Source organism: Acidiphilium sp. JA12-A1, from assembly GCF_000724705.2.
GTDB classification, from domain to species: domain Bacteria; phylum Pseudomonadota; class Alphaproteobacteria; order Acetobacterales; family Acetobacteraceae; genus Acidiphilium; species Acidiphilium multivorum.
On the sequence record NZ_JFHO01000085.1, the window covers coordinates 1 to 25,179 of the forward strand.

At 69.3% G+C, this 25,179-nt stretch carries 27 protein-coding genes; 14 read left to right on the forward strand and 13 right to left on the reverse strand.

Annotated elements, in window-relative coordinates; translation table 11 throughout:
* Window positions 1-104: 104 nt before the first annotated feature.
* The 3 genes from dhaL to RT91_RS15260 form a co-directional block, all read right to left on the reverse strand.
* Window positions 105-722 carry a dihydroxyacetone kinase subunit DhaL gene (dhaL, locus tag RT91_RS15250; protein WP_035188182.1) on the reverse strand — a complete coding sequence of 206 codons (618 nt, stop codon included), beginning with the start codon at window positions 720-722 and terminating at the stop codon, window positions 105-107.
* Window positions 723-743: 21 nt separating this feature from the next.
* Window positions 744-1,745: a dihydroxyacetone kinase subunit DhaK gene (gene dhaK / locus RT91_RS15255; protein ID WP_012040181.1), complete on the reverse strand. Its 1,002-nt coding sequence runs from the start codon at window positions 1,743-1,745 to the stop codon at window positions 744-746.
* 168 nt (window positions 1,746-1,913) lie between these two features.
* Window positions 1,914-3,074, reverse strand: a complete 1,161-nt coding sequence (locus tag RT91_RS15260; RefSeq protein WP_035188184.1) for a TDT family transporter — start codon at window positions 3,072-3,074, stop codon at window positions 1,914-1,916.
* Window positions 3,075-3,334: 260 nt separating this feature from the next.
* Here RT91_RS15260 and RT91_RS15265 point away from each other — a divergent pair, with 260 nt between their 5' ends.
* On the forward strand, window positions 3,335-3,970 hold the full coding sequence (locus RT91_RS15265; protein WP_035188187.1) for a DUF5671 domain-containing protein: 636 nt from the start codon (window positions 3,335-3,337) through the stop codon (window positions 3,968-3,970).
* Window positions 3,967-4,407, forward strand: a complete 441-nt coding sequence (locus tag RT91_RS15270; protein WP_007423913.1) for a hypothetical protein — start codon at window positions 3,967-3,969, stop codon at window positions 4,405-4,407. Before RT91_RS15265 ends, RT91_RS15270 begins: the two co-directional genes overlap by 4 nt.
* A gap of 7 nt (window positions 4,408-4,414) precedes the next feature.
* Here RT91_RS15270 and paaE read toward each other — a convergent pair whose 3' ends face one another.
* From paaE to RT91_RS15315, 9 genes are all read right to left on the reverse strand, one after another.
* Window positions 4,415-5,509 (reverse strand): 1,2-phenylacetyl-CoA epoxidase subunit PaaE, encoded by a 1,095-nt coding sequence (gene paaE, locus RT91_RS15275; RefSeq protein ID WP_013640907.1) that lies wholly within the window; start codon window positions 5,507-5,509, stop codon window positions 4,415-4,417.
* Window positions 5,500-5,991 carry a 1,2-phenylacetyl-CoA epoxidase subunit PaaD gene (gene paaD / locus RT91_RS15280; protein WP_012040178.1) on the reverse strand — a complete coding sequence of 164 codons (492 nt, stop codon included), beginning with the start codon at window positions 5,989-5,991 and terminating at the stop codon, window positions 5,500-5,502. Before paaD ends, paaE begins: the two co-directional genes overlap by 10 nt.
* Window positions 5,988-6,764 (reverse strand): 1,2-phenylacetyl-CoA epoxidase subunit PaaC, encoded by a 777-nt coding sequence (gene paaC / locus RT91_RS15285; protein WP_035188201.1) that lies wholly within the window; start codon window positions 6,762-6,764, stop codon window positions 5,988-5,990. Before paaC ends, paaD begins: the two co-directional genes overlap by 4 nt.
* Window positions 6,765-6,793: 29 nt before the next feature.
* Window positions 6,794-7,081 carry a 1,2-phenylacetyl-CoA epoxidase subunit PaaB gene (paaB, locus tag RT91_RS15290; protein WP_007423426.1) on the reverse strand — a complete coding sequence of 96 codons (288 nt, stop codon included), beginning with the start codon at window positions 7,079-7,081 and terminating at the stop codon, window positions 6,794-6,796.
* 10 nt (window positions 7,082-7,091) lie between these two features.
* Entirely contained in the window at window positions 7,092-8,078 is a 987-nt protein-coding gene (paaA, locus tag RT91_RS15295) for a 1,2-phenylacetyl-CoA epoxidase subunit PaaA (RefSeq protein WP_035188204.1), read from the reverse strand.
* Window positions 8,079-8,180: 102 nt separating this feature from the next.
* Window positions 8,181-8,963 carry an ATP-binding cassette domain-containing protein gene (locus tag RT91_RS15300; protein ID WP_007423424.1) on the reverse strand — a complete coding sequence of 261 codons (783 nt, stop codon included), beginning with the start codon at window positions 8,961-8,963 and terminating at the stop codon, window positions 8,181-8,183.
* Window positions 8,960-10,042 (reverse strand): ABC transporter permease, encoded by a 1,083-nt coding sequence (locus RT91_RS15305; RefSeq protein WP_007423423.1) that lies wholly within the window; start codon window positions 10,040-10,042, stop codon window positions 8,960-8,962. The genes RT91_RS15300 and RT91_RS15305 overlap by 4 nt, the downstream gene beginning before the upstream one ends.
* A 91-nt stretch (window positions 10,043-10,133) precedes the next feature.
* Window positions 10,134-11,174: a substrate-binding domain-containing protein gene (locus RT91_RS15310; protein WP_007423421.1), complete on the reverse strand. Its 1,041-nt coding sequence runs from the start codon at window positions 11,172-11,174 to the stop codon at window positions 10,134-10,136.
* A 470-nt stretch (window positions 11,175-11,644) separates the two neighbouring features.
* Window positions 11,645-12,463 (reverse strand): SDR family oxidoreductase, encoded by an 819-nt coding sequence (locus RT91_RS15315; protein ID WP_035188191.1) that lies wholly within the window; start codon window positions 12,461-12,463, stop codon window positions 11,645-11,647.
* Between the two features lie 221 nt (window positions 12,464-12,684).
* Here RT91_RS15315 and RT91_RS15320 point away from each other — a divergent pair, with 221 nt between their 5' ends.
* From RT91_RS15320 to RT91_RS15375, 12 genes are all read left to right on the forward strand, one after another.
* Window positions 12,685-13,776: a sugar ABC transporter substrate-binding protein gene (locus tag RT91_RS15320; RefSeq protein WP_012040173.1), complete on the forward strand. Its 1,092-nt coding sequence runs from the start codon at window positions 12,685-12,687 to the stop codon at window positions 13,774-13,776.
* Window positions 13,777-13,900: 124 nt separating this feature from the next.
* Window positions 13,901-14,875: an ABC transporter permease gene (locus tag RT91_RS15325; RefSeq protein WP_007423379.1), complete on the forward strand. Its 975-nt coding sequence runs from the start codon at window positions 13,901-13,903 to the stop codon at window positions 14,873-14,875.
* Window positions 14,872-15,645 carry an ATP-binding cassette domain-containing protein gene (locus RT91_RS15330; protein ID WP_007423380.1) on the forward strand — a complete coding sequence of 258 codons (774 nt, stop codon included), beginning with the start codon at window positions 14,872-14,874 and terminating at the stop codon, window positions 15,643-15,645. The genes RT91_RS15325 and RT91_RS15330 overlap by 4 nt, the downstream gene beginning before the upstream one ends.
* Before the next feature lie 45 nt (window positions 15,646-15,690).
* Window positions 15,691-16,464, forward strand: coding sequence for an SDR family NAD(P)-dependent oxidoreductase (locus RT91_RS15335; RefSeq protein ID WP_012040171.1), 774 nt, complete (start codon window positions 15,691-15,693; stop codon window positions 16,462-16,464).
* A gap of 27 nt (window positions 16,465-16,491) precedes the next feature.
* Complete coding sequence (locus RT91_RS15340; protein WP_035188193.1) at window positions 16,492-17,382, forward strand: 2-dehydro-3-deoxygalactonokinase; 891 nt, start codon at window positions 16,492-16,494, stop codon at window positions 17,380-17,382.
* The gene (locus RT91_RS15345; RefSeq protein ID WP_007423376.1) at window positions 17,370-17,990 is read left to right on the forward strand and encodes a 2-dehydro-3-deoxy-6-phosphogalactonate aldolase; all 621 of its coding nucleotides are present in this window, start codon (window positions 17,370-17,372) and stop codon (window positions 17,988-17,990) included. Before RT91_RS15340 ends, RT91_RS15345 begins: the two co-directional genes overlap by 13 nt.
* Before the next feature lie 102 nt (window positions 17,991-18,092).
* Entirely contained in the window at window positions 18,093-19,007 is a 915-nt protein-coding gene (locus RT91_RS15350) for an SMP-30/gluconolactonase/LRE family protein (protein ID WP_012040169.1), read from the forward strand.
* 84 nt (window positions 19,008-19,091) lie between these two features.
* Complete coding sequence (locus RT91_RS15355) at window positions 19,092-20,216, forward strand: sugar ABC transporter substrate-binding protein (protein ID WP_012040168.1); 1,125 nt, start codon at window positions 19,092-19,094, stop codon at window positions 20,214-20,216.
* The gene (locus RT91_RS15360) at window positions 20,213-21,694 is read left to right on the forward strand and encodes a sugar ABC transporter ATP-binding protein (RefSeq protein WP_013640900.1); all 1,482 of its coding nucleotides are present in this window, start codon (window positions 20,213-20,215) and stop codon (window positions 21,692-21,694) included. Before RT91_RS15355 ends, RT91_RS15360 begins: the two co-directional genes overlap by 4 nt.
* Complete coding sequence (locus RT91_RS15365; RefSeq protein WP_007424628.1) at window positions 21,684-22,682, forward strand: ABC transporter permease; 999 nt, start codon at window positions 21,684-21,686, stop codon at window positions 22,680-22,682. Before RT91_RS15360 ends, RT91_RS15365 begins: the two co-directional genes overlap by 11 nt.
* Window positions 22,679-23,629 carry an ABC transporter permease gene (locus RT91_RS15370; RefSeq protein ID WP_007424627.1) on the forward strand — a complete coding sequence of 317 codons (951 nt, stop codon included), beginning with the start codon at window positions 22,679-22,681 and terminating at the stop codon, window positions 23,627-23,629. Before RT91_RS15365 ends, RT91_RS15370 begins: the two co-directional genes overlap by 4 nt.
* Window positions 23,626-24,573: an SMP-30/gluconolactonase/LRE family protein gene (locus RT91_RS15375; RefSeq protein WP_035188195.1), complete on the forward strand. Its 948-nt coding sequence runs from the start codon at window positions 23,626-23,628 to the stop codon at window positions 24,571-24,573. The genes RT91_RS15370 and RT91_RS15375 overlap by 4 nt, the downstream gene beginning before the upstream one ends.
* A gap of 39 nt (window positions 24,574-24,612) precedes the next feature.
* Here RT91_RS15375 and RT91_RS15380 read toward each other — a convergent pair.
* Window positions 24,613-25,179: methyl-accepting chemotaxis protein (locus tag RT91_RS15380; protein WP_035188197.1), on the reverse strand; the 567-nt coding region annotated here is incomplete at its 5' end.

A 25,179-nucleotide genomic window follows, 5' to 3' on the forward strand; every position in this document is an offset into this window, starting at 1 on the left:
TCGCCGGTCATTTGCCGGACGAGTTCGGCGGTGGCGCGGGCCAGCGCCGCGCTGTGCGAGACGAGCAGGAGGCCGGTTGCCATGACGCCGCGCGCCGGGGCCGCTCAGCCGGCGGCTTCGGCGAGGGCGGCGAGCAGCATCGCCGACGAGGTCGCCCCCGGATCGACATGGCCGATCGCGCGTTCGCCGAGATAGGAGGCGCGGCCCTTGCGGGCGACCAGCGGGGCGGTGGCCTCGGCGCCCTCCCGCGCGGCGGCGGCCGAGCGGACGAGCGCCTCGGGCAGGCTGGCCGCCGCTTCGAGGGCGGCGACGGCGGGGGTGAGCGCGTCGATCATCGTCTTGTCGCCGGGGGCCGCCTTGCCGCGGGCGACCACGCCGGCGACGCCGGCGGCAAGCGCGGCGTGCCAGCCGGCGGCGTCGAGCGTGGCGCGGCCGGCGGCGGCCTTGGCCATCTCGACGAAGAGGGTGCCGTAGAGCGGGCCGGAGGCGCCGCCGACGGTGCCGATCAGCGTCATGCCGACGGTGCGGAACAGCGCCGCCGGATCGGCGGGCGTGCCGAGCTTCGCCATGACGGCCTTGAAGCCGCGGGCGAGGTTGGCGCCGTGATCGCCATCGCCGATCGCGGCGTCGAGATCGGAGAGGTAGCCCTGCTGCGCCTCGATCGCGGCGGCGGCGCGGCCGAGCCAGGCGGTGAGGAGCGGAACGTCGAGCTGGTCGGCCATGCGCAATCCCCCCTGCCCGCCTCAGGCGCCCCAGCGCAGCGCCGGGGTGACGACCGGCGCGTCCCAATGACGGATCATGTCGTCGGTCAGGCGCAGCAGGGTGATCGAGGTGCCGGCCATCTCGAGGCTGGTCATGTAGGGGCCGACCAGCGAGCGCGCGACCGTCAGCCCGTGGCGTCGGGCGATCTCCGCGGCCTTGCGGTAGAGGATGTAGAGCTCGACCAGCGGCGTGCCGCCGAGGCCGTTGACGAAGAGCAGCACCTTGTCGCCTTGGCGGAACGGCAGGTCGGCGAGGATGGGTTCCATCAGCATTTCGGCCACACGGTCGGCCGGTTCGATGGGGATGCGCTTGCGGCCGGGCTCGCCATGGATGCCGATGCCGTATTCCATCTCGCCCTCGCCGAGGGTGAAGCTCGGCTTGCCGGCATGCGGCACGGTGCAGGGGCTGAGCGCGACGCCCATCGAGCGGGCGGCGCCGTTCACCTCGCGGCAGAGGGCGGCGACGCTGGCGAGGTCGGCGCCGGCCTCGGCGGCACCGCCGCAGATCTTCTCGGCGAGGATCGTGGCGCCGACGCCGCGGCGGCCGGCGGTGTAGAGACTGTCCTGCACCGCCACATCGTCATCGATCACGACGGCGGCGACGTCGAGCCCCTCCTCCTTCGCGAGGTCGGCGGCCATCTCGAAGTTCAGCACGTCGCCGGTGTAGTTCTTCACGATGTGCAGCACGCCGGCGCCGCCATCGACCGCCCTGGTGGCGGCGAGCATCTGGTCCGGCGTCGGGCTGGTGAAGACCGCGCCGGGGCAGGCGGCATCGAGCATGCCGCGGCCGACGAAACCGCCATGCATCGGCTCGTGACCGGAGCCGCCGCCGGAGAGCAGCGCCACCTTGCCGCGCACCGGGGCATCGGCGCGGGTGATGAAATCGGGATCGGTGTGGACGCGGATCAGATCGGGATGCGCGGCGGCCATGCCGGCCAGCGCCTCGGCCACCACGTTTTCCGGCGCGTTGATGAATTTTTTCATGAAATCGTCCCCCGTATTGGCATTCTTGATGGAAAGGCGCGGCTGGCGGGCCCCGGAGAACGCGGACGAAGAACCGGATACGGGACCGGCGCGCCCCATCGGCGATGGGGGCGCGCCGGCAACGTTAGTCGAGGCGTCGGGCGATGGCGAGTCCCGGCCGGGACCCGGTCAGACCATGTCGGCGGTCAGCGCGTCCTCCGGAATGGCGCCGCGCAGCAGGCAGGGGGCGGCGAAGAGCGCGCGGCTGGCGGCACCCCGCAGCGTCATCGCCGCGACGATCACCCAGAGGGCGGCGAGGCTCGCCGTCATCGCCACGGCGGCGATGTGGAACAGGGCGAGGTGGGTCTGCCCGGCGAGGGCGAAGGTGGTGGCGGCGTAGACGCCGAGCGGGAAGGTGAAGCCCCACCAGCCGAGATTGAACGGAATGCCGCCGCGCAGGTAGCGCAGGGTTGCGAGCACCGCGAAGGCGAGCCACCAGACGCCGTAACCCCAGAGGATGACGCCGCCGATCAGGCCGATGCCGCGCGCCGCGTCGGCGAGCCCCGGCAGGCCGAGCGGGGCGAGCGCGCCCTGCGCATCGGCGCCGAGCAGGAGCAGGCCGAGCGCGCCGGTGCCGATCGGCCCCAAAGTGAGCCAGGACGAGGGCGCCATGTCGCGATGCGGCAGGCGGTGCAGCACGAGGCGGAGCAGCAGGACCGCGACGATGCCGAGCGCGACCGGCACCGAATAGGCCCAGAGGGCGTAGGACAGGATGTCGACCAGCAGGGCGAGATGCGGGTTGCCGAGATGCGGGACGATCTGCGCGCCGCTCGCCGCCGCGACCTCGGCGGCGACGACCGGCAGCAGCCAGACCGCCGTCATCCTCTCGATCGCGTGGTCCTGGCGGATGACCATCAGGAAGGGCACGCCGATGCCGATGACGAGCGACAGCGCCACATCCGCCCACCAGAGCGCGGTGGCGATGCCGACCGCTTCCGGCCCGAGCGGGGCGAGACCGAAGGCGATGAAACCGTTGATGATGGTGGCGAGGCCCATCGGGATGGTGCCGAGGAACATCGACATCACCGAATGGCCGAAGATGCGCGCGGCCTCCCGCGGGTAGAGCAGCCAGCGCGCGGCGTAGAGCAGGGTGAAGAGGGCGAACAGCGCGATGTTCAGCAGCCAGAGCGCCATCGCCGGGCGATGCAGGCCGGGCAGCTGGTTGAGGTCGAGCGCGAGGATGCCGGTGCCCATCGTCGCGGCGAACCAGTTCGGCGTGAACTGGCGCACGATGGCGAGCAGGTCGGTGCGGCGGGCGTGAATGAAACGGGCGAAGCCTTGGGTGAGCATGGAAGCCTCCAGATGAATGCCGGGGGACGGAGCGGAGCCCGCGCGCCGGCGTTGCGTCTTTAATGGGGCCTCGGCGGATGATCTTCTATACTGATTGGATTGATTGAATTGATCGTATGAAGTGAACATTTGCGCGCTCCCCTCGCCGAAAGGCCGAGCGCGATTGCGCCGAACGGATGATCGCGGCTTGAGCGGGATCATCGGCATGTCGCGCGCCGGCGGGCAGGCTGGGGGCCGTCCCGCAACCGGGAGGCCGGATCATGGACCGCCAGCTGCTCGACTTCACCCGCCGGGCCCTCGCCGCCGGCGCGGCGCGCGCGGAGATTGCCGCGGCCCTGCGCGCGGCCGGCTGGCAGGAGGCCGATATCGGCGAGGCGCTGCACGCCTTCGCCGAGGTTCCGTTTCCGGTGCCGGTGCCGCGGGCGCAGCCCTATCTCTCGGCGCGCGAGGTGTTCGTCTACCTGGTGGTGTTCGTGGCGCTCTATACCGCCGCCTACAATGCGGGCGCCCTCGCCTTTCACCTGATCGACCACGCCTTTCCCCGGCGGATCGGCAGCCGGATTTATGTAAGCGCCACGCTGCTGCGGGACATCAGGTGGAACATCTCGGCGATCCTGGTCGCCTACCCGGTCTTCGTCGTGCTGTTCCGCCGGATCAACCGGGCGATCGCGCGGGACCCGGCGCGGCGGGGATCGCGGCCGCGCCAGTGGCTGACCTACCTCACGCTGTTCATCACCGCGCTATGGCTGGCCGGCGACGTGATGGCGCTGATCTACAACGCGCTGGGCGGCGAACTGGCGGTGGCGACCCTGCTGAAGCTCGCGACGGTGGCGGTGATCGCCGGCGGCATGTTCGGCTATTTCCTGCGCGACGCGCGTGAGGCGGCGGCGCCATGAGGCCGGGCGGCGCCAGCCTGTTCGCGGGCAGCCTCGGACTCGCCGCGCTGTTGCTGGTGATCGCGGGGTTTCTCGTGATCGGCTCGCCGGAGCATATCCGCCGGCAGCAGGCCGACCAGATGCGCAGCCTGCAACTCGGGATACTGTCGGGCGAGATCGCCGCCTACCGGCGCGGCCATGGCGCGCTGCCGCAGCGGCTCGAGGAGCTGGAGCCATCCCCCGGCTATGGCGCGGTGCCGCTGACCGATCCGGAGGGCATCCCCTTCGAATACAGCGTGACCGGGACCGACAGCTACGAACTCTGCGCGCATTTCGCGCTCTCGACGCTGGACGAGCGGGCCAGCCAGGAGGCGGGGTTCCAGCATCCGGTCTTCGGCCGGCACGCCAGCGGGCGGCAATGCTTCAGCCTGCATGCGACGGCGGCGGGCCAGAAGTGATGCGGCGCTACAGCGCGTCGAAGTCGACGGTGACGCGCGGCGTAAGCGGACGGGACTGGCAGGTGAGGATGAAGCCGGCAGCGGTTTCCCACGGCTCCAGCGCGTAGTTCACGGCCATGTCGGCCTCGCCATCGGCGAGGCGGGCGCGGCAGGTGGAGCACATGCCGCCCTTGCAGGCGAAGGGCATGTCGAGCCCGGCGCGCAGCGCGGCGTCGAGGATCGTCTCGCCCTCGGCCACCGGCACCTCGCGGCGCTTGCCGTCGAGGATGATGGCGGCGCGATGGGCGGACGGGGCGCCGGGCGCGACCGGCGGGCGCGGGCGCGGGCGGCCGCCTTCGGCGGAGACGAAACGCTCGGTGTGAAGGCGCGCGGGGGGCAGGCCGAATTCGGCGAGGACGCCGGCGACCTCGTCGATCATCGTGGCGGGTCCGCAGACATGGGCATGGGCGATCTCGGCCGGCGGCACCATGGCGGGCAGCAGGCGGCGCACGCGCGCGCCGTCGAGCCGCCCGTTCAGCACGGGAAGATCCTGTTCCTCGCGCGACAGCACGTGCAGCACCGAGACGCGGCCGAGATGGCGGTCCTTCAGCGCGGCCAGCTCGGCGCGGAACAGCGCGTCGGCGCCGGTGCGGTTGCCGTAGAAGAAGTGAAACCGGCTCGCGGGCGAGGCGGCCAGCACGGCGCGGGCGACCGGCAGCACCGGGGTGATGCCGGACCCGGCGCAGAAGGCGACATGCAGGCCGGCGGGTTCGGCCAGGGCGGCGGCGCCGAAGCGGCCGGTCGGCGTCATCACGTCGACCGGGTCGCCCGGCCGCAGCGCCTCGTTCACCCAGGTGGAGAAGCGCCCGCCATCGACGCGCCGGACCGCGATGCGCAGCTCGCCATCCTCCGGCACCGTGCAGATCGAATAGGAGCGGCGCAGTTCCTCGCCCGCGATCGTCGCGCGCAGGGTGAGATACTGGCCGGGGGCGAAGCGGTAGGCGCCGGCGAGCGCCGGCGGCACCGCGAAGGACAGCGAGACGGTGTCCGCCGTTTCGCGCCGGAGATCGGCCACGCGGAGGCGGTGGAATTTCGGCGCGGCGGCGGGTTCGGTCAGTGGCATTTGAAATGCTCGAAGGGCTCGCGGCAGGCGCGGCAGCGCCAGAGCGCCTTGCAGGCGGTGGCGCCGAAGGGGGCGAGCTCCTCGGTTTCGGCGCTGCCGCATCGCGGGCAGGGCAGCGGCAAGGCGGCGAAGCGCGGGCGGCGCGCGGCGGCTTCCGGCGGCGGGGCGATGCCGTATTCGCGCAGCGCGCGCCGCGCCGCGGCGGTCATGAAATCGGTCGTCCAGGCGGGCGAGAGCACGGTGTTCACGCGCGGCCGGCCGAAACCGGCGGCCTCGACGGCGCGGATGATTCCGGCGGCGATCTCGGCCATCGCCGGGCAGCCGGAATAGGTCGGCGTGATGTCGATCTCCGCCGTGCCGCCGACGATGCGGACATCGCGGAGAATGCCGAGATCGGCGATGGTGAGCACCGGCAGTTCGGGATCGGGCACGGCGCCGGCGACGCGGCGCAGGCGGGCGAGGGACGGCTCGGGCGCGCTCACCACGAGGCCCCTGGATAGCTGCGCTGGAGATGCTGCATTTCGGCGAGCAGCCGGCCGAGATGCTCGGAATGCCGGCCCTGGCGGCCGCCCTTCTGCATCCAGCCGGACTCGGGCAGGGCGAGCGTGGCCTCGGCGAGGATCTCGGCGAGGGCGGCGCGCCAGGGGTCGCGCAGGGCGGCCGGATCGGGGGCGATGCCCGCCTCGACCAGCGCGGCCTCGTCCGGCTCGGCCTCGAACATCTCGCCGGTGAACGGCCAGAGCGCCTCGACCGCCGCCGCGGCGCGGGCATGGCTTTCCGCCGTGCCGTCGCCCAGGCGGATCAGCCATTCCGCCGCGTGGCGCAGGTGGTAGGCGGTTTCCTTTTCGGCCCGCGCGGCGAGGGCGGCCAGCGTGGGATCGGCCGAGCCGGCGAGCGCCCGCCACCAGAGATCGGCGAAGGCGGAGAAAAACACCTGGCGCGCGATGGTGACCGCGAAATCGCCGTTCGGCTGTTCGACCAGCAGCAGGTTGCCGAAGGCGCGCTCGGGCCGGAGATAGGCGAAATCGTCCTCGTCGTGGCCGGCCGCCTCGATATCGGCGGCGTAGGCGTAGAGCGCGCGGGCCTGGCCGATGAGGTCGAGCGCGATGTTCGCCAGCGCCATCTCCTCCTCCATGCTGGGCGCGCGGCCGCACCATTCGGACAGGCGATGGCCGAGGATCAGCGCGTCGTCCGCCCGGCGGAGCAGGAAACGGACCAGCGGGGTCTCGCGGACGGTGATGGAGGTGGTGGACATCGGGCTCTCCGGGCGCGGCGTGCCGGCCGTCACATGTGGCCGACCTCGTCGGGCACCTCGTAGAAGGTCGGGTGGCGGTAGATCTTCGAGTCGGCGGGCTCGAACAGCATGCCGGCCTCGGCGGGGTCCGAGGCGGTGATGGCGGCGGAGGGCACCACCCAGATCGACAGGCCCTCGCCGCGGCGGGTGAAGAGATCGCGCGCGGCCTGGAGCGCCAGGGTGGCGTCGGCCGCGTGCAGCGAGCCGGCGTGGCGATGGGCGAGGCCGTTGCGGCTGCGGATGAAGACTTCCCAGAGCGGCGTCGGCGTTTCCGGCATCGTCCCGTCCTCAGGCGGCTTCCGCGCGGGCGCGGCGGGCGGCGAAGGCGAGCGCGGCCTCGCGCACCCAGGCGCCATCCTCATGCGCCTGGCGGCGGGCGGCGAGGCGCTCGCGGTTGCACGGGCCGTTGCCGGCGATGACCTGGCGGAACTCCTCCCAGTCGATCGCGCCGTGCTCCCAATGGCCGGTGGCGGAATCGTAGCGCAGCGCGGGATCGGGGATCGACAGGCCGAGGACATGCGCCTGCGGCACCGTGGCGTCGACGAACTTGCGGCGCAGTTCGTCGTTCGAGAAGCGCTTGATCTTCCAGCGCATCGAGCTGTCGGAATGGGCGCTGGCGGCATCCGGCGGGCCGAACATCATCAGGCTCGGCCACCACCAGCGGTTCAGCGCGTCCTGCGCCATCTCGCGCTGCTCCGCCGTGCCGCGCGCGAGGGTGAGCATGATCTCGTAGCCCTGGCGCTGGTGGAAGGATTCCTCCTTGCAGACGCGGATCATGGCGCGCGCGTAGGGTCCGTAGGAACAGCGGCAGAGCGGGATCTGGTTCATGATCGCGGCGCCGTCGACCAGCCAGCCGATCGCGCCGATATCGGCCCAGCTCAGCGTCGGGTAGTTGAAGATCGAGGAGTATTTCGCGCGGCCGGCGAGAAGCTGGTCGACCAGTTCCTCGCGCGTGGCGCCGAGGGTTTCGGCCGCGGCGTAGAGATAGAGTCCGTGGCCGCATTCGTCCTGCACCTTGGCGAGCAGGGCGGCCTTGCGGCGCAGCGTGGGGGCGCGGGTGATCCAGTTGCCCTCGGGCTGCATGCCGATGATCTCGGAATGGGCATGCTGGGAGATCTGCCGCGTCAGCGTGCGCCGGTAGGCGGCGGGCATGAAATCGTTCGGCTCGATCCGTTCATCGGCGTCGATCCGCGCCTGGAAGCGGGCGAGCCTGTCGGTATCCTCGGGCGCGGCGGACGCGGATTCGGAAGGCTGGTTCAGGGCCTGGGTATACATCGGGACGTCCTCGGTCGGCACCTTTCGACGCGTTTCGGGGATATATATCACATAATTTTCAGGCTCAAGAATATTCTGTGATATGTCGTCCCGATCTCCGGTTCAGGCCGCGGGGTCGAGCACCGCCTCGGGCGTGCGCGCGCCGGTCATGTAGGCGACGGCGTCGGACATCGAATGCGTCTTCGGGTCGATCACGCAGAGCCGGCGGCCGAGACGGTGGATGTGGACGCGGTCCGCCACCTCGAAGACATGCGGCATGTTGTGGCTGATCAGGATGATGGGGATGCCGCGGGCCTTCACGTCGAGGATGAGTTCGAGCACGCGGCGGGATTCCTTGACGCCGAGGGCGGCGGTCGGCTCGTCGAGGATTATGACCTTGGAGCCGAAGGCGGCGGCGCGGGCGACGGCGACGCCCTGGCGCTGGCCGCCGGAGAGGGTTTCCACCGCCTGGTTGATGTTCTGGATCGTCATCAGCCCGAGATCGGAGAGTTTCTGGCGGGCGATGCGCTGCATCTCGGCATGGTCGAGCTTGCGGAAGACCTTGCCGAGCAGGCCCGGCTTGCGCAGTTCGCGGCCCATGAACATGTTGTCGGCGATCGACAGGCCGGGCGCCATCGCGAGCGTCTGGTAGACGGTCTCGATGCCGGCGGCGCGGGCGGCGATCGGCGAGGCGAAGCGCACCGGCCGGCCCTCGAGTTGGATCTCGCCCTCGTCGACCTGGATGGCGCCGGAAAGCGCCTTGATCAGCGAGGACTTGCCGGCGCCGTTGTCGCCGATGACGGCGAGGATCTCGCCGGGATGAAGGTCGAAATCGCAATGGTCGAGCGCCGTGACCCGGCCATACCGCTTGACGAGGCCACGCGCCTTGAGAACGGGTTCCATCACACCGCCGCCTTTCTGATCCACTGGTCCACCGCGACCGCGACGATGATCAGCGCGCCGATCATCAGGTAGGTCCATTGCGGGTCGGTGCCATACATGTTGAGCCCGAGGGTGAAGACGCCGACGATCATGGCGCCGAAGATCATGCCGAGGATCGAGCCGCGGCCGCCGAACAGCGAGATGCCGCCGATCACCACCGCGGTGATGCTGTTGATGTTCTCGAACTGGCCGGAATTCGGCGAGATCGCGCCGATGCGGCCGATCAGCGCCCAGCCGGCGATGGCACAGACGAGGCCGGAGAGCGTGTAGACGCCGATCAGCATCCGCCGCACGTTCACCCCCGCCAGGGCCGCGGCATCGGGATCGTCGCCCACGGCGTAGACGTGCCGCCCCCAGGCGGTGTGCCGCAGCACATAGGCGAAGAGCAGGACGAGGCCGATCATCAGCACGACGCCATAGGTGAAGGTCGCGCCGTTGGCGCCGCCGATCACGAAGGTGTTGCCGAGATACTGCAGCAACGGCGCCTTCAGCGAGATCTGCGCCGCGCCGATCGTCTGGTTGCCGGAATAGAGGTAGTTCGCCGCCAGCACGATCTGCCACATGCCGAGGGTGACGATGAAGGGCGGCAGCTTCATGCGGGCGACCAGCACGCCGTTGCACCAGCCGACCGCGGCGCCGAAGGCGAAGCCACAGAGAATCGAGACCTCGGCGGGCAGGCCGTAACTGAAGGAACACTGGCCCATCAGCACCGAGGACAACACCATGATGGCGCCGACCGAAAGATCGATCCCGGCGGTGAGCACGACGAGCGCCTGGGCGACACCGACGATGCCGGTGATGGTCACCTGCTGGAGGATCAGCGTCAGCGCATAGGCCGAGAAGAACCGGTGGCCGACCAGGATGCCGAAGCCGAGCAGGGAGACCAGCAGCACGATGAGCGGCGCGAGCCAGGGGGTTTCGTGCAGCAGCTGCTGCAGCCGCTCCAGCGGCGTCTTGCGGTGGCTGAATTCGGCGACCGCCTCCGATCCGGCGGTCACGATGGCCGCCTCGAAGGTGATCTCGGTGCGCTCGTTGCTCGACATGGCGTCTGCTCCATGACCGCGCCGGGAGCGCCGGCGCGGCAGTCGAAGAGGGCGGGCGGCGCCATGCACCGCCCGGGATCACGCAAGGGGCTCAGTTGCCCCAGCAGAGTTTGGCGCCCTGCGCCGGCGTGATCGAGGGAACGCCGGGAACCGGATGCGCGGTGATCAGGTTGGTGCCGGTGTTGAAGAAATCCTTGCCGGCGCTGGCCTGCGGCTTCTTGCCCGTCTTGGCGAAGGTAACGATCGCCTTGACGCCGAGGGCCGCCATCTTCAGCGGATATTGCTGCGAGTCGGCGGCGATGATGCCCTGCTTCACGCCGTCGACGCCGGTGCAGCTGCCATCGATCGCGACGATGGTGACCTTGCCCGCCTTGCCGACCGATTTCAGCGCCTGGTAGGCGCCGAAGGCCGCCGGCTCGTTGATGGCGTAGACGAGGTTGATGTTCGGGTTGCGGGCGAGCAGCGTTTCCATGCCCTTCTGGCCGCCCTCTTCCGATCCGCCGGTCTCGACATGGCCGACGATGCGCGGGTCGGGCACGTTGAACGTTTCCGGATTCTTGATCTTGTCACCGAAGCCGGCGAGGAAGCCGTGGTCGCGCTCGACATCGACGGTGGGGTGCGAGATCGACAGGTCGAGCATCGCGATCTTCGCGTCCTTCGCCTTGGCGCCGAGATGCTTGCGGGCCCAGCGGCCGATCAGCTCGCCGGCCTCGAAATTGTCGGTGGCGAAGGTCATGTCGGCGGCGCTGGTCGGGCTCAGCGCGGTATCCAGCGCGATCACCAGCAGCCCGGCCTTGCGCGCCTTCTCGACGGTGGGAACGATCGCCTTGGTATCGGACGGGGTGATCAGGATGCCCTTGGCATGATCGGCGATGCAGCTCTCGATGGCGGCGACCTGGGACTGGTTGTCACCGTCGTACTTGCCGGCATAGGTCTTGAGATCGACGCCGAGCTTCTTCGCCTCCGCCAGCGCGCCCTTGCGCATGGTGACGAAATAGGGGTTGGAGTCGGTCTTGGTGATGAGGCAGGCGCGGATCGGCGCGGCCTGGGCGGTGGCGGCGAAGCCGGCGATCGCGCCGACCGCGGCCAGCGCGATCGCCGCCTTCTGCGTGAAGCTCTTCCTGTTGGTCATTCTGGTCTCCTTTTTTTCTCAGCGTGGCCCGGCGCGGTCGGCCGGCGGGGTCCGGTCATCGGCCGGATGGCGGCCAAGGCGATGGGCGCGCCACGATGCCGCCGGCGTGATGCGTCGACACTCGCGGCGATCCCGCGAACGGACATGCAGGGATGCGGGCTGGCAGGGCGGGGTGCGCCGTCAATCGTTCCTCCTCGGTCTTGTTTTTGTCTTCCTGTCTTCGGACGTGAAAAGATTCCGGAAACAGAAAACGTTTTCATGGTCGTTTTAGGTTGTCACGCCGCCGCGATCAAGAAATTTCTGCTGGCTCAAATAAAATTTTTGCTGCTCCGCCCAACGGCCAGAACCGCGATGACCAGAGATCGCGCCGGAAACAGCAAAAGTTGGAAAACGATTTCAGGCTTGTGCGCGCGAAGCCGCCGGGTTGCGGGAGACCGCGCGCGAGGCGTCAATGAGCGGTGCCGGGCGGGTCAGGTCGACCAGTTGCGCGCGAAATCGCCGTAGAGCGAGAGGCCGCCGCAGGCATAGAGCGTCTGGCCGGTGACGTAGCTCGCCTCGTCCGACAGCAGGAAGGCGGCGACCGCGGCGATTTCCTCGGCCTCGGCCGGGCGGCCCATCGGGATGTGCGCCTCGACCACGCGCCGGCGCTCGGGATCGCCGGTCCAGCCGGCGTTCATCGGCGTGACCGTGGCGCCGGGACCGACCGCGTTCACCCGCACGCCGCGCCCGGCGAATTCGAGAGCGAGCGTGCGGGTGAGGTTGCCGATGCCGCCCTTCGCCGCCGAATAGGACAGGAAGCCGGGCTTTGGCACGATTTCGTGAACCGAGGAGATATTCAGGATCGCGCCCGACCCGCGCTGCGCCATATGGCCGATGACCCGCGAGGAGAGATGGGCGACGGCCAGCAGGTCGACCGCGATGACGCGGTCGAACCGGTCCATGTCGAGCGCGTCGCTCGGCTGTTCGACCTGGATGCCGGCATTGTTGACGAGGAGCGAAAGATGGCCGGCCCGCGCGATGGCGCGCGCCGCGACCGCCTCCATCGCGGCGCGGTCGGCGACATCCGCCGCCTCGGCGTGATGGCTGCCCCCGGGGCCGGCGCGGCGGAGTTCGGCGAGCGTGTCCGCCGCCGCATCGTCGCCGGGCAGATGGGTGAAGGTGACCGACGCCCCCTCCGCCGCAAGGCGCAACGCGATCGCCCGGCCGATGCCGGACGCCCCGCCGGTGACGAGGGCGAAGCGGCCCGCGAAACGCGCGGCCTGCCCTTGTGCCGAATCTGCCTTTGTCATGCCGACGTCCTCCCGCGCATGAGTGGTGTCCGGCGACGTTAGTCCGCGCCCCGCACGCCGACCACCCCCGGCAAGCCGGTTCGGATAAACGATTTATATTCGCAATGTTTCAGATGTCCTCCAACAAAGTCGCGAGGCGTCGCGGGGGCACGATTTCGCTGATTGCGTTTTTATTGAGGGTCAACTAGATATAAACGGCAATCTTCTCAGGGAGGAAGCCGATGACAAAGAAGATAGAAGATCAGGTCAGTGACATTGTCGCGTCCCGCCTGCCGCGCCGCGCGGTTGCGCAGGGGGTGACGTTCGGCGCGGCGGCGGCGATGCTCGCCGCGGGGGCCCGCACCGCCGAGGCCGCCGGCAAGGATCCGTTTCCGACGCACAAGCGCTGGAAGTTCGTGTTCGTCAATCACGTCACCACCAACCCGTTCTTCGTGCCGACCCAGTACGGCATCCATGACGCCTGCCGCCTGCTCGGCTGCGAGTGGCAGTGGACCGGATCGCAGACCTCGAACGTCGCCCACATGGTGAACGCGATGGACGCGGCGATCGCCGGCAAGGCCGATGCGATCGCGGTGCCGCTGGTCGACCCGACCGCGTTCAACAAGCCGACGGAACGCGCGCTGGAGGCGGGAATCGCCGTGTTCTCCTACAATGCCGACGCGCCCGCCGGCTCGGGGAACAAGCGCCTCGCCTATATCGGCCAGGACCTGTTCCTCGCCGGCTACCAGATGGGCGAGAAGATCGTGAAGCTCGTCGGCTCCGGCGAGGTCGCGCTGTTCATCGCAACACCCGGCCAGCTCAACATCCAGCCGCGCATCGACGGCGCCGCGGCCGCGATCAAGAAGCTCGGCAAGAACATCACCTATCATGAAATCGCGACCGGGCCGACGGTGAACGAGGAACTCTCGAAGATCCGCGCCTATTATCTCGGTCACCAGCACGTGAAGGGCATGTTCGCGGTGGATGCCGGCTCGACCCAGGGCGTCGGCGAGGTGATGAAGCAGTTCGGCCTCGCCAAGAAGGGCGTGCATGGCGGCGGCTTCGACCTGCTGCCGAAGACGCTCGACCTGATCAACAGCGGCGATCTCGACTTCACCATCGACCAGCAGCCCTACCTGCAGGGCTTCTACACGGTCATGGAGATGTTCATGTTCCTCGCCTCCGGCGGACTGGTCGGGCCGGCCGAGATCAACACCGGCCTGAAATTCGTGACCAAGGGGGCGGTGAAGCCGTATCTCGACACGCATACGAGGTACGAGGGCAGCTCGTCGAAGGCGCAGATCGTGCCGCGCCACGGGCCGATCGCGGGCTGATGCCGCGCCGGCGCGGCGGGCGGCCGGCGTCCCGCGGGATGCGGCCGGCACCGCGCCGGACCTCCACCCTTCACCCATAAGGCCGGCCTGCGCGCGGGGCGGCGCCTGAGATCAGGGGAACGGCATGAGCCAGTCCACAAGTTTGCGCCGACACGGCTCCCGCCTGTTCGCGCTGCGCGAGGCGAGCATTCTCGTCGTCGCCATCCTGCTGTTCGCGTATTTCGCGATCAGCAACGACAATTTCCTCTCCGGCCCGAACCTGCAGACGCTGTCGCAGTTCATTGCCCCGGCCGCCATCATCGCCTGCGGCGAGATCATGCTGCTGATCTGCGGCGAGATCGATCTGTCGGTCGGCCAGGTCTTCGCGCTCGCCCCGTTCATCATGGCGTTCAGCGTGAAGGCGGGGCTCGGCCTGTTCGTCGGCATCGTGCTCGCGCTGCTGGTTTCCGCCGTGGTCGGGCTGATCAACGGCGGCATCACGGTGCTGCTGCGCGTGCCCTCCTTCGTCACCACGCTCGGCACGCTGTTCCTGATCAACGGCTTCACCCTGACCATCTCGCGCGGCTATCCGGTGAACACGCCGGGCGGCACGGCGATCGCCAACATCTTCGGCGCGGCCGGCTACAGCGAATTCCTCTGGGCGCTGCTGATCGTGGTGATCATGCACATGGTGCTGCGCCACCGGCGCTGGGGGCTGCACACGATCGCGGTGGGCGGCAACCTGACCGGGGCGACCGAGGCGGGCATCAACGCCGCGCGGATCAAGGTGGGCAACTTCGTGCTCACCAGCGTGCTCGGCGGCATCACCGGCCTGCTGGAAGCGTTCCGCATCGGCTCGACCGATCCGCTCGCCGGCGGCACCAACGTGATGTTCCTCGCCGTCGCCTCGGGCGTGATCGGCGGCACCAGCCTCGCCGGCGGCTCGGGCACGATCATCGGCGGGCTGCTCGGCGCCACCGTGCTCGGCGTGCTGCAGGACGGCTTCACCCTCGCCGGCATCAACGCCTTCACCTTCGACATGATCATCGGCGCCGCCATCCTGATCGCGATGGTCGCCAATATCCGGGTCCAGGGCATGCGCAAGGGAGGACGGCGATGAGCGCCACCGTGAACGGAGCGGCGCCGGACGCGCTGCGGGCCGAGAACATCGTCAAGTCGTTCGGCGCGGTGACGGCGCTGTCGGGCGTGTCGCTGCACGTGAAGCGCGGCGAGGTGCTCGGCATTCTCGGCGACAACGGCGCCGGGAAGTCGACCCTGATGAAGATCATCACCGGCTTTCACAAGCCGACCGCCGGCCAGCTCTACGTGCAGGGCGAGGCGGTGGATCTCGCCTCGGTGGATCATGCGCGGGCCCTCGGCATCGAGTGCGTGTATCAGGACCTCGCCCTGGTCAACACGCTGCCGATCTATCACAACATGTTCCTGAACCGCGAGCTCAGGACACCGCTCGGCATGCTCGATCACAAGACGATGCGCCGGCGCGCGGCGGAGGCGCTCGAGGATATCGGCGTCAACATCCCCTCGGTCGACGAGGAGGTGGAGATGCTCTCGGGCGGGCAGCGGCAGGCGATCGCGATCGCCCGCGCGGTCTATACCGATGCCAAGATCCTGCTGCTCGACGAGCCGCTCGCCGCGATGGGCGCGCGCGAGGCCGGGCTGATCATCGACCTGATCCAGCGCCAGCGCGCCCGCGGCGACATCTCGATCATCATGATCATGCACAACTATGCCCAGACCCTGGAGATTGCCGATCGCGTCATGCTGATGCAGCATGGCGAGGTGACGTTCTCGGGGGCGGCGCGCGACACCTCGGTCGAGGAACTGCTCGAGATCGTGCGGCGCGAATACCGCGCGGCAAGGGCGCGCTGACGCCCTGAGCCGGCGACGATACATCACGACGGAAGAAGGATCATCATGACCGCACACGCCAACGCAATCTATCCGAGCCTCAAGGACCGGGCGGTGTTCATCACCGGCGGCGGCGGTGGCATCGGCGCCTCCGTCGTCCAGCATTTCGCCGAGCAGGGCAGCCGCATCGTCTTCGTCGACATCGACGCGGCGGGCGGCCAGCGCGTGGTCGAGCAGGTGATGGCGAAGGGTCATGCCGCGCCGCATTTCTTCCAGTGCGACCTGCGCGACATCGAGGCCCTCAAGGCCACGATCGCGAAAGGGGCGGAAGCGGTCGGCCCGTTCACCGTGCTGGTGAACAACGCCGCCCATGACGAGCGCCACCCGACGATGGACGTGACGGTGGAATATTGGGAGGACCGGCTGCAGGTGAACCTGCGGCACCAGTTCTTCGCCGCCCAGGCGATCATCCCGATGATGAAGGCCGCCGGCGGCGGCGCCATCGTCAATTTCGGCTCCAGCAGCTGGCACAAGGGCCAGGGCGGCATGCCGGCCTACGTGACCGCCAAGGCCGGCATCGAGGCGCTGACGCGCAGCCTCGCGCGGGATTTCGGGCCGGACAACATCCGCGTGAACTGCGTGGTGCCGGGCTGGATCATGACCGAACGGCAGATCGAGAAATGGCTGACGCCGGAAGGCGAGGAAACGCTGATGAAGCAGCAGTGCCTCAAGCAGAAGCTGACGCCCGCCGATGTCGCGCGGATGGTGCTCTGGCTCGCCGCCGACGACAGCCGGATGGTGACCAGCCACAATTTCTTCGTCGACGCCGGGTGGATCTGAGCGGCACGGGCGGATGACCGGCCGCCGATGATCGGGCTCGACTGGGGGACGACGCGGCTGCGCGCCTTCCGCATCGCGGAGGATGGCGTGGTCCGCGACGTGCGGCGTGCCGATCGCGGCGCGCTGAGCGTGAAGCCGGGCGGCTTCGCCGACACGCTGCGCGACATCGCCGGCGACTGGCTGGAGGCCGGCGAGCGGCGCGTGCTGATCGCCGGCATGGCCGGCAGCCGCCAGGGTTGGCAGGAAGTGCCGTATCTCGACTGTCCGGCGGAGTTCGGCGCCATCGCCGCCGCGGCGCGGCCGGTGGCGTTCGACGCGGCGGAGGTGTTCATCCTGCCCGGACTTGCGGCGCGGGACGAAGCGGGAGTGCCGGAAGTGATGCGCGGCGAGGAGACGCAGATCGTCGGCGCCGCGGACGGCGACGCGCGCCGGCTCGTCTGCCTGCCGGGGAGCCATTCGAAATGGGCCACGGTGGCCGCCGGGCGGATCGAGGGGTTCCGCTCCTACATGACCGGCGAGGCGTTCGCCGCGATCGGCGGGGCGACGATCCTCGCGCAGACGATCGAGGCCGGCGCGCCGGACCCGGCCGCCTTCGCCGACGGCGTTGCCCGGGCGGGCCAGCCGGGCGGGCTGCTGCACCATCTCTTCGGCGTGCGGACCAGGGTGCTGCTCGATGGCGTGGCGAAGACCGCCGCGCGCGCCTATCTCTCGGGCCTGCTGATCGGCCACGAGGTGCGCCACGCGCTGCCGCCGGGCGCGGCCGAGGTGACGCTGATCGGCGATGCCGCGCTGTGCGGCCTTTACCGCGACGCGATCGAATTGTGCGGCGGCGCGGCGCGAATTCATGACGCCGGGGCGGGCGATGCCGCCTGTCTTGGCCTTGCCCGGCTCGGGGAGCAGATTCCATGGCGACACTGAAAGATCATCTCGACGCCTGCCCGCTGGTCGCGATCCTGCGCGGCATTTCGCCGGACGAGGCGGAGGCGGTGGGCGAGGCGCTGGTCGGGGCCGGGCTGCGGATCATCGAGGTGCCGCTGAACTCGCCCGACCCGTTCGAGAGCATCGCCCGCCTCGCCCGCCGCTTCGGCGACCGCGCGCTGATCGGGGCCGGAACGGTGATGACGGCCGCGGACATCGCCCGGCTTGCAGGCGCCGGCGGACGGCTGATGGTCACCCCGCACGCCGATCCCGATCTCGTGCGGGAGGCCAAGCGGCACGGGCTGCTCGCCCTGCCCGGCTTTTTCACCCCGGCCGAGGCTTTCGCCCTGATCGGGGCCGGCGCGGACGGGCTGAAGCTGTTTCCGGCCGAGGCGGCGAGCCCGGCGGTGCTCAAGGCCCTGCGCGCGGTGCTGCCGCCGGCGCTGCCGGTGCTGCCGGTCGGCGGCGTATCGCCGGAGACGATGGCGCCCTGGCGCGCCGCCGGGGCGATGGGATTCGGCATCGGCTCCGGGCTCTATCGCCCGGGCGATGACGCCGCCGCGGTGCGCGAAAAGGCGGACGCGTTCATCTCTGCGCTCAAGGCCTGACCGGGCCGCGCCCCCCTCTGGTCTTCGCGGCGTTTGTCTTTTATCGTTTGACGGCAAGGGCCGGAGAAGCCGGCCGCAACGAAGAGGGGGAAGGGCGCCGCCATGTCCGAGGCTTTTCACGTCTATGACGAACGCTTTCGTTCGATGCTGCTGTTCAATGCGGCAATCGAGAAAATCGCCACGGGCTTCCGCTGGGCGGAAGGGCCGGTGTGGATCGGCGAGCAGAACTGCCTGCTGTGGAGCGACATTCCGAACGACCGGATGATGCGCTGGACGACCAACGGGACGGTCGACGTCTATCGCGCGCCGGCGCGGTACACCAACGGCCATACCCGCGACCGCCAGGGGCGGCTGATCAGCTGCGAGCATGGCGGCCGCTGTGTCAGCCGCACCGAATACGACGGCTCGGTGACCATCCTGGTCGACCGTTTCGAGGGCAAGCGGCTCAATTCGCCCAATGACGTCGTCGTGAAATCGGACGGCACGATCTGGTTTACCGACCCCGATTACGGCATCTGGAGCGACTACGAGGGCCACCGCGCGGAGAGCGAGATCGGCGCCTGCAACGTCTATCGCTTCGATCCGGCCAGCGGCGCGCTCGGCATCGTCGCCAGCGATTACGAGCGGCCGAACGGCATCGCGTTCAGCCCGGATGAATCGAAACTCTATGTCGCCGATACCGGCATGACCCACCGGCCCGATGGCCCGCATCACATCCGGGTGCATGACGTGATCGACGGCGCGCGGCTCGGGCCGGGCAGGGTCTTCGCGGAAATCCCGAACGGTTTCGCCGATGGCTTCCGGCTCGACGAGCACGGCAATGTCTGGTCGAGTTGCGGCACGGCGAACGGCGTTGCCGTCTTCGCGCCGGACGGCACGCCGCTCGGCAAGATCGACCTGCCGGAGGCGACCAGCAACCTCGTGTTCGGCGGACCGAACCGCAACCGCCTGTTCATGACGGCGACGAGTTCGGTTTACGCGCTCTACGTCGCAGTCCGCGGCAACAAGACAGTGTAACTGCACCTTTATTTCGTTTGTCAGCCACCGGGAAGTGCTGTATCGAACCGATAATAAACCGTCCAGAATGAAGGGAGGATGTTCATGGAATTCGACAACCAGACCGCTGATCCGATCGGCGGCCTCGATCTGACGGGCGCAACGCGCCGCACGCTGATCACCGGCCTCGCGGGCGGGCTCGGCCTGGCCGCCCTGCCCCGCTTCGGCCTCGCCAACGGCCGCAAGCTCAAGATCGCGCTCTCGAACTCGTATATCGGCAACGAGTGGCGCATCGAGATGGTCAACCTCTTCAAGGCGGCGCTGCAGATGGAGCCGTACAAGAGCGAGATCGAAGGCTCCTACTACAACTCCGGCAACAACGTCTCGCAGGAAAGCCAGCAGATTTCCGGCATGATCGCCGAGCGGGCCGACGCCATCCTGGTCGACGCCGCCTCGCCGACCGGGCTGAACGGCATCATCCAGCAGGCGCATGCGCGCGGCATCCTCGTCGTCTCCTTCGACAATGTCGTCACCACGCCGGCGGCGCTGAAGGTGAACACCGACCAGTTCAAGTTCGGCGAAACCCTCGCCGAGTGGCTGGTGAAGAAGCTCGGCGGCAAGGGCAACGTCATCATGGTGACCGGCGTTGCCGGCACGACGGTGAACCAGCAGCGCAATCTCGGCGCCGAGTCGGTGTGGAAGAAGCACCCCGGCATCAAGGTGGTCAGCCGCTTCGCGGGCGACTGGGATTCGGCGACCGCGGAGAAGAACACCGCCTCCGTGCTGCCCTCGCTGCCCAAGGTCGACGGCATCTGGTGCCAGGGCGGAACCGACGGCGTGCTGAAGGCGTTCATCGCCGCCAACCGTCCGCTGCCACCCACCGCCGGCGAGGCCGAGAACGGGTTCCGCAAGTTCATGGTCGGCTACATGGGCCACAAGGTCGATGGCCTGTCGATCGGCCAGCCGCCCTATCTGGTGCTCGTCGCGCTTGAACTGGCGCGCCAGGTGCTGAACAAGAAGTATCCGCGCAAGGACATCACCATTCCGTTCCCGTTCGTGACCGACGCGACGGTGAAACCCGGCGTGACGGTGTTCCCCAACCTGCCGGACAGCTTCTTCGCCGACTTCACCGACAGCGGACCTGACGCGGTCGTGAAGGTCTGCGTCGATGCCGCGCTGCATGGCAAGCCCTGCGGCGGCAAGCTGACCGTTCACCTGCCCAAGGCATGACCGCGCCCGCAATCGCGGCGCGTGGCATCAGCAAGTCGTTCGGCGGCGTCAAGGCCCTTACCAGGGCCTCGATCGCCGTCGCACGCGGCAGAGTTCATGCGCTGGTGGGCGAGAACGGCGCCGGCAAGTCGACCCTGATCAAGATTCTCGGCGGCCGCATCCCGCCGGATGAAGGCACGGTGGAAATGGCCGAGGCCGGGCTGCGCGTCGGCACCGTGTTCCAGGAACTGACGCTGCTGCCCTTCATGACCGTGGCGGAAAACCTGCTGCTCGGCCGCGAACCGCGCACCGGGCTCGGCCTGATCGACCGGGCCGCGATGCCGGCGATCGCCGAGGCGGAACTCGCCGGACTCGGGATCACCCATATCGACACCCGCGCCCTTGCCGCCGATATCTCGCTCGCCGAGCGACAGATCATCGAGATTGCCCGGGTCATCATGTCCGAGCCGCAGGTGCTGCTGCTCGACGAGCCGACCTCGGCGCTGGTCGAGCGCGAGGTGGCCTGGCTGTTCGGGCAGATCCGCGCGCTGCGCGAGAAGGGGGCGGCGATCGTCTTCACCTCGCACCGCTGGGGCGAGATCACGAGCATCGCCGACGAAATCACCATTTTCCGCAACGGCACCGATGTCGGCACCTTCACCTCGATCGCCGAGGACGAGGCGATCACGCTGATGACCGGCCAGAAGCTCGATGCGGTCTTTCCGCCGCGCGACGCCCCGCCGGCGGCGCCGGCGCGCCTCACGCTGCGCGGCGCGCGGGCCGAGGGGACCGGGCTGCTCGATCTCGACCTGCATCCGGGTGAGATCCTCGGCATCGGCGGCCTCGCCGGGCACGGCCATCGCGCCCTGTTCTTCGGCCTGTTCGGCGCGCCAGGCTTCCGCGAGGGGCGGGTCGAGATCGACGGCAAGCCGGTGCGCATCGCCTCGTCGCGCGACGCCATGCGCGCCGGCATCGCGCTCGTGCCGGAGGACCGCAAGAGCGAGGGGCTGTTCCTGTCGCTCTCCGTGCGCGACAATTTCACTCTGCCGATCCTGCGTCGGCTCTCCCGTTTCGGCATTCTGCGGCTGGGGGCGGAGCGCGCGCTGGTGGCTGAAAACATCCGGCGGCTCGCCGTGCGGACGCCCTCGGCGGCGCAGCGCGTCGGCGCGCTGTCGGGCGGCAACCAGCAGAAGGTGCTGCTCGGCCGCTGGCTGATGACGCAGTCGCGCATCCTGCTGCTCTACGACGTCACCCGCGGCGTCGATGTCGCGACCAAGCACGAGATCTACGAACTCGTCGCCGGGCTCGCGCGCGAGGGCTATGCGATCCTGTTCTATTCGTCGGATGCCGAGGAACTCGCCCATCTCTGCCATCGGGTGAAGGTGATGCGGCGCGGCGCCTTCGTCGCCGAGATTGCGGCGGCGGACCTGTCCGCGGAGGCGATCGTCGCCGCCGCCATGCGTGAATCCGGTCAGAAAGAGGTGCCCAATGCCGCCTGACGCCACGGCCGCCGCGCTGCCGCGCGGAAGCCGCCTCGGCCACACGATCGCCCAGAATATCGGGCTGATCCTCGCCTGCGCGATCCTGATCCTCGCGGTGTTCGGCTTCGCGCTGATCTACGGGATCGAACAGCATCGCCTGCCGGGCAATTTCGAGCTGACCTCGGCCGTCAACTCCGCCATCCCGCTGGTCTTTGCCGCAGTCGGGCAGAGCTTCGTGGTGCTGACCCGCGGAATCGACCTCTCGGTCGGCGGTGTCGTCGATCTCGCCAATGCGATGGCCGCCGTGACGATGGGCAAGACGCTTGGCAGCGCGCTCGGCTGGTCCGCGATCATCCTGATGACGGGGGCGGCCTGCGGGCTGGTGAACGGATTGCTGGTCGCGCTCGGCCGGTTGCCGCCGATCGTGGTCACCCTGGCGACCCTGTCGATCTTCCAGGGCCTGGCGATCCGCGTCCTGCCCGAGCCGGGCGGCGCGATCCCGCCCGCCTACACGAACCTGCTGGTCAACCCCAACGGGCCGTGGGCGCTGGTCTACATCCTGGTGCTGGGCCTGGGCTGGGCGGCGTTCCGGCGGTCGCGCATGGGCGTGGATCTCTATGCGATCGGCAATGACGAGGCCTCGGCCTCGGCGCTGGGCGTGAACGTGCTGCGCACCAAGATCATCGCCTATGTGCTCGACGGCACGCTGGGCGCTGCGGCCGGGCTGTTCCTTGCCGCCTCGGCCACAGCGGGCGACGCGACGACCGGCAACTCCTACACGCTGTCATCGATCGTCGCGGTCGTGCTCGGCGGTATTTCGCTGTTCGGCGGACGCGGCTCGGCGATCGGCGCGATCGCCGGCGCCTTCATCACCACCCTCATCGTCAACATCCTGTTCTTTGGTCACGTGAACCCGCTCTACCAGTCCTTCTACGAAGGCGTGTTCCTGATCATCGCGGTCGTGCTGGGCGGCGCCATCGGCGGCGCGATCAGGCGGCGGCGATGAGCGCGCTCTCCGTCGACACGCGGCGCATCCTCTATGCGATCGCCGCCGCCATCGCCCTGTTCCTGATCGGCGAAGCCGCCCATCCCGGCTTCCTGTCCGGCGGCAGCGTTTCCTCGATCCTGGTGATCGCCTCCTTCGTCGGCCTGGTAGCGGCGGGGCAGTGCTTCGTCATCCTGATCGGCGGCATCGATCTTTCGGTGCCCTGGGTACTCAACGCCGCGGCGATCCTGCTCACCACCACCTCGCTCGGCAAGAACGCCGCCGCGCCGGAGGCGATCGTGGTTGCCCTCGGCATGGGGCTGCTCGTCGGCGCCGCGAACGGGATCGGTGTTGCCTTCCTCGGCATTCCCGCGGTGGTGATGACTCTCGCCATGAACGGCATCGTCGAGGGGCTGACCCTCGGGCTGACCGGCGGCTTCACCTGCTCGTCGTGCTCGTCCTACGCGCCGCCGGCGATCCAGACCCTGGCGCATGGCACCCTGCTCGGCATTCCCGACGCGCTCTGGCTCTGGGCGGTGATTACCGCGCTGGTGAGCGGCGCCCTCGCCGTGACGCGCTTCGGACGCGCGACCTACGCACTCGGCACCAACCCGCTCGCCGCGACCCTCGCGGGGATCGACGCGCGGCGGATGACGATCCTGCTCTATGCATTGTGCGGCGGGTTCGCGGCACTCGGCGGCGTCATGCTGGTGGGCTTCGGCGGGCAGGCCTCGCTCGGGCTGGGCGATCCCTACCTGTTCACCTCGATCGCCGCGGTGGTGATCGGCGGCGTGAACATCCTCGGCGGGCGCGGGAACTATCTCGGCGTCGCCGCCGGCGCGGTCAGCCTGACCGTGCTGGTCTCGGTGCTGCTCGCGCTTTCGATGCCCGACTATGTCCGCAGCATCGCCTATGGCGTCGTCATCCTCGCGCTGCTGCTCGCCTATGGGCGGGAGAAGGAACGGTGAGCGCCTGGCAGCCGGCCGGGTGCTACCCCGATCCGGCGATCCACACGCTCTCGCCGTCCTTCGCGCGCTACCGGCTGTTCAACGCGGCGATCGAGCGGCTGGCCGAGGGATGCCGCTGGGCCGAAGGGCCGGTCTGGTTCGGCGATGGGCGCTTCCTGCTGTGGAGCGACATTCCGAACGACCGGATGCTGCGGTGGGATGAGACCGATGGCAGCGTCAGCGTGTTCCGCCAGTCCTCGGGCCATGCCAACGGCAACACCCGCGACCGGCAGGGCCGGCTGATCACCTGCGAGCATGGCGGGCGGCGTGTCATCCGCACCGAGATCGATGGCAGCATCACCGTGCTGGCGGACGGATTCGGCGGGCGGCGGCTCAATTCGCCCAACGACGTCGTGGTGAAATCCGATGGCAGCATCTGGTTCACCGATCCGCCGTTCGGCATTGCCGGGTGGTATGAGGGGCATCGCGCCGAGGCGGAGCTGGCCCCGGCGATCTACCGAATCGACCCGGTGACGGGCACTGTCACTATGGTGGCCGACGACATCGCGGGACCGAACGGACTGGCGTTCTCGCCGGATGAGAGCCGGCTTTACGTCGTCGCCTCGCGATCGGAGCCCCATCGCGCCATTCACGTGTTCGACGTGGTGGACGGAAGCCGCCTTGCGAACAACCGGCGGCTGATCGATGCCGGCCCAGGCGGCACGCCGGACGGCTTCCGCGTCGATATCGATGGCAATCTCTGGTGCGGCTGGGGCATGGGCGACCCGGCGCTTGACGGGGTGATGGTCTTCGATCCCGAGGGAACGCCGATCGGCCGCATCGCCTTGCCGGAACGCTGCGCCAATGTCTGTTTCGGCGGGCGGCACCGCAACCGGCTGTTCATGGCGGCGAGCCGGAGCATCTACGCGCTCTACGTCAACACCCAAGGCGTGCGCGGCGGCTGAAACCCCCGCCATCGTCCCGATGGCGGGGATGGTGGTGGTTCAGAAATCTTCCCAGTCATCGGCGTCGGCACGGCCTGGAGCCGCCGGGAGAGCCGCGAGGACGGCCGGTCTTGGCGCGTGACGCGGCGCCGGCCTTGCGGGCGCGGCAGGGCGCGGCTTCACCGGTCGCGGCGCCGTGTCCACGACGCCACCGAGATCAAACCGTGCGATGAGGCTGGCAAGCTGTTCCGCCTCCTGCGCGAGGTTATGGCTGGCGGCGGTGGATTCCTCGACCATGGCGGCATTCTGCTGCGTGGTCTGGTCCATCTGGCCGACGGCGGTATTCACCTGCACCAGCCCGGTCGACTGCTCCTGCGCCGAGGCGGCGATTTCGCCGACGACGCCGTTGATCTCGCCGATCTGGGCAACGATCCGCTCCAGCGCCCGGCCGGTCTGCCCGACCAGGTCGACCCCCGCGACCACCTGCTGGTTCGATGCGGAAATCAGCGTCTTGATCTCCTTGGCCGCGTCGGCCGAACGCTGCGCCAGCGCGCGCACCTCGGAGGCGACCACGGCGAAACCGCGCCCCGCCTCGCCGGCCCGCGCCGCCTCGACACCCGCGTTCAG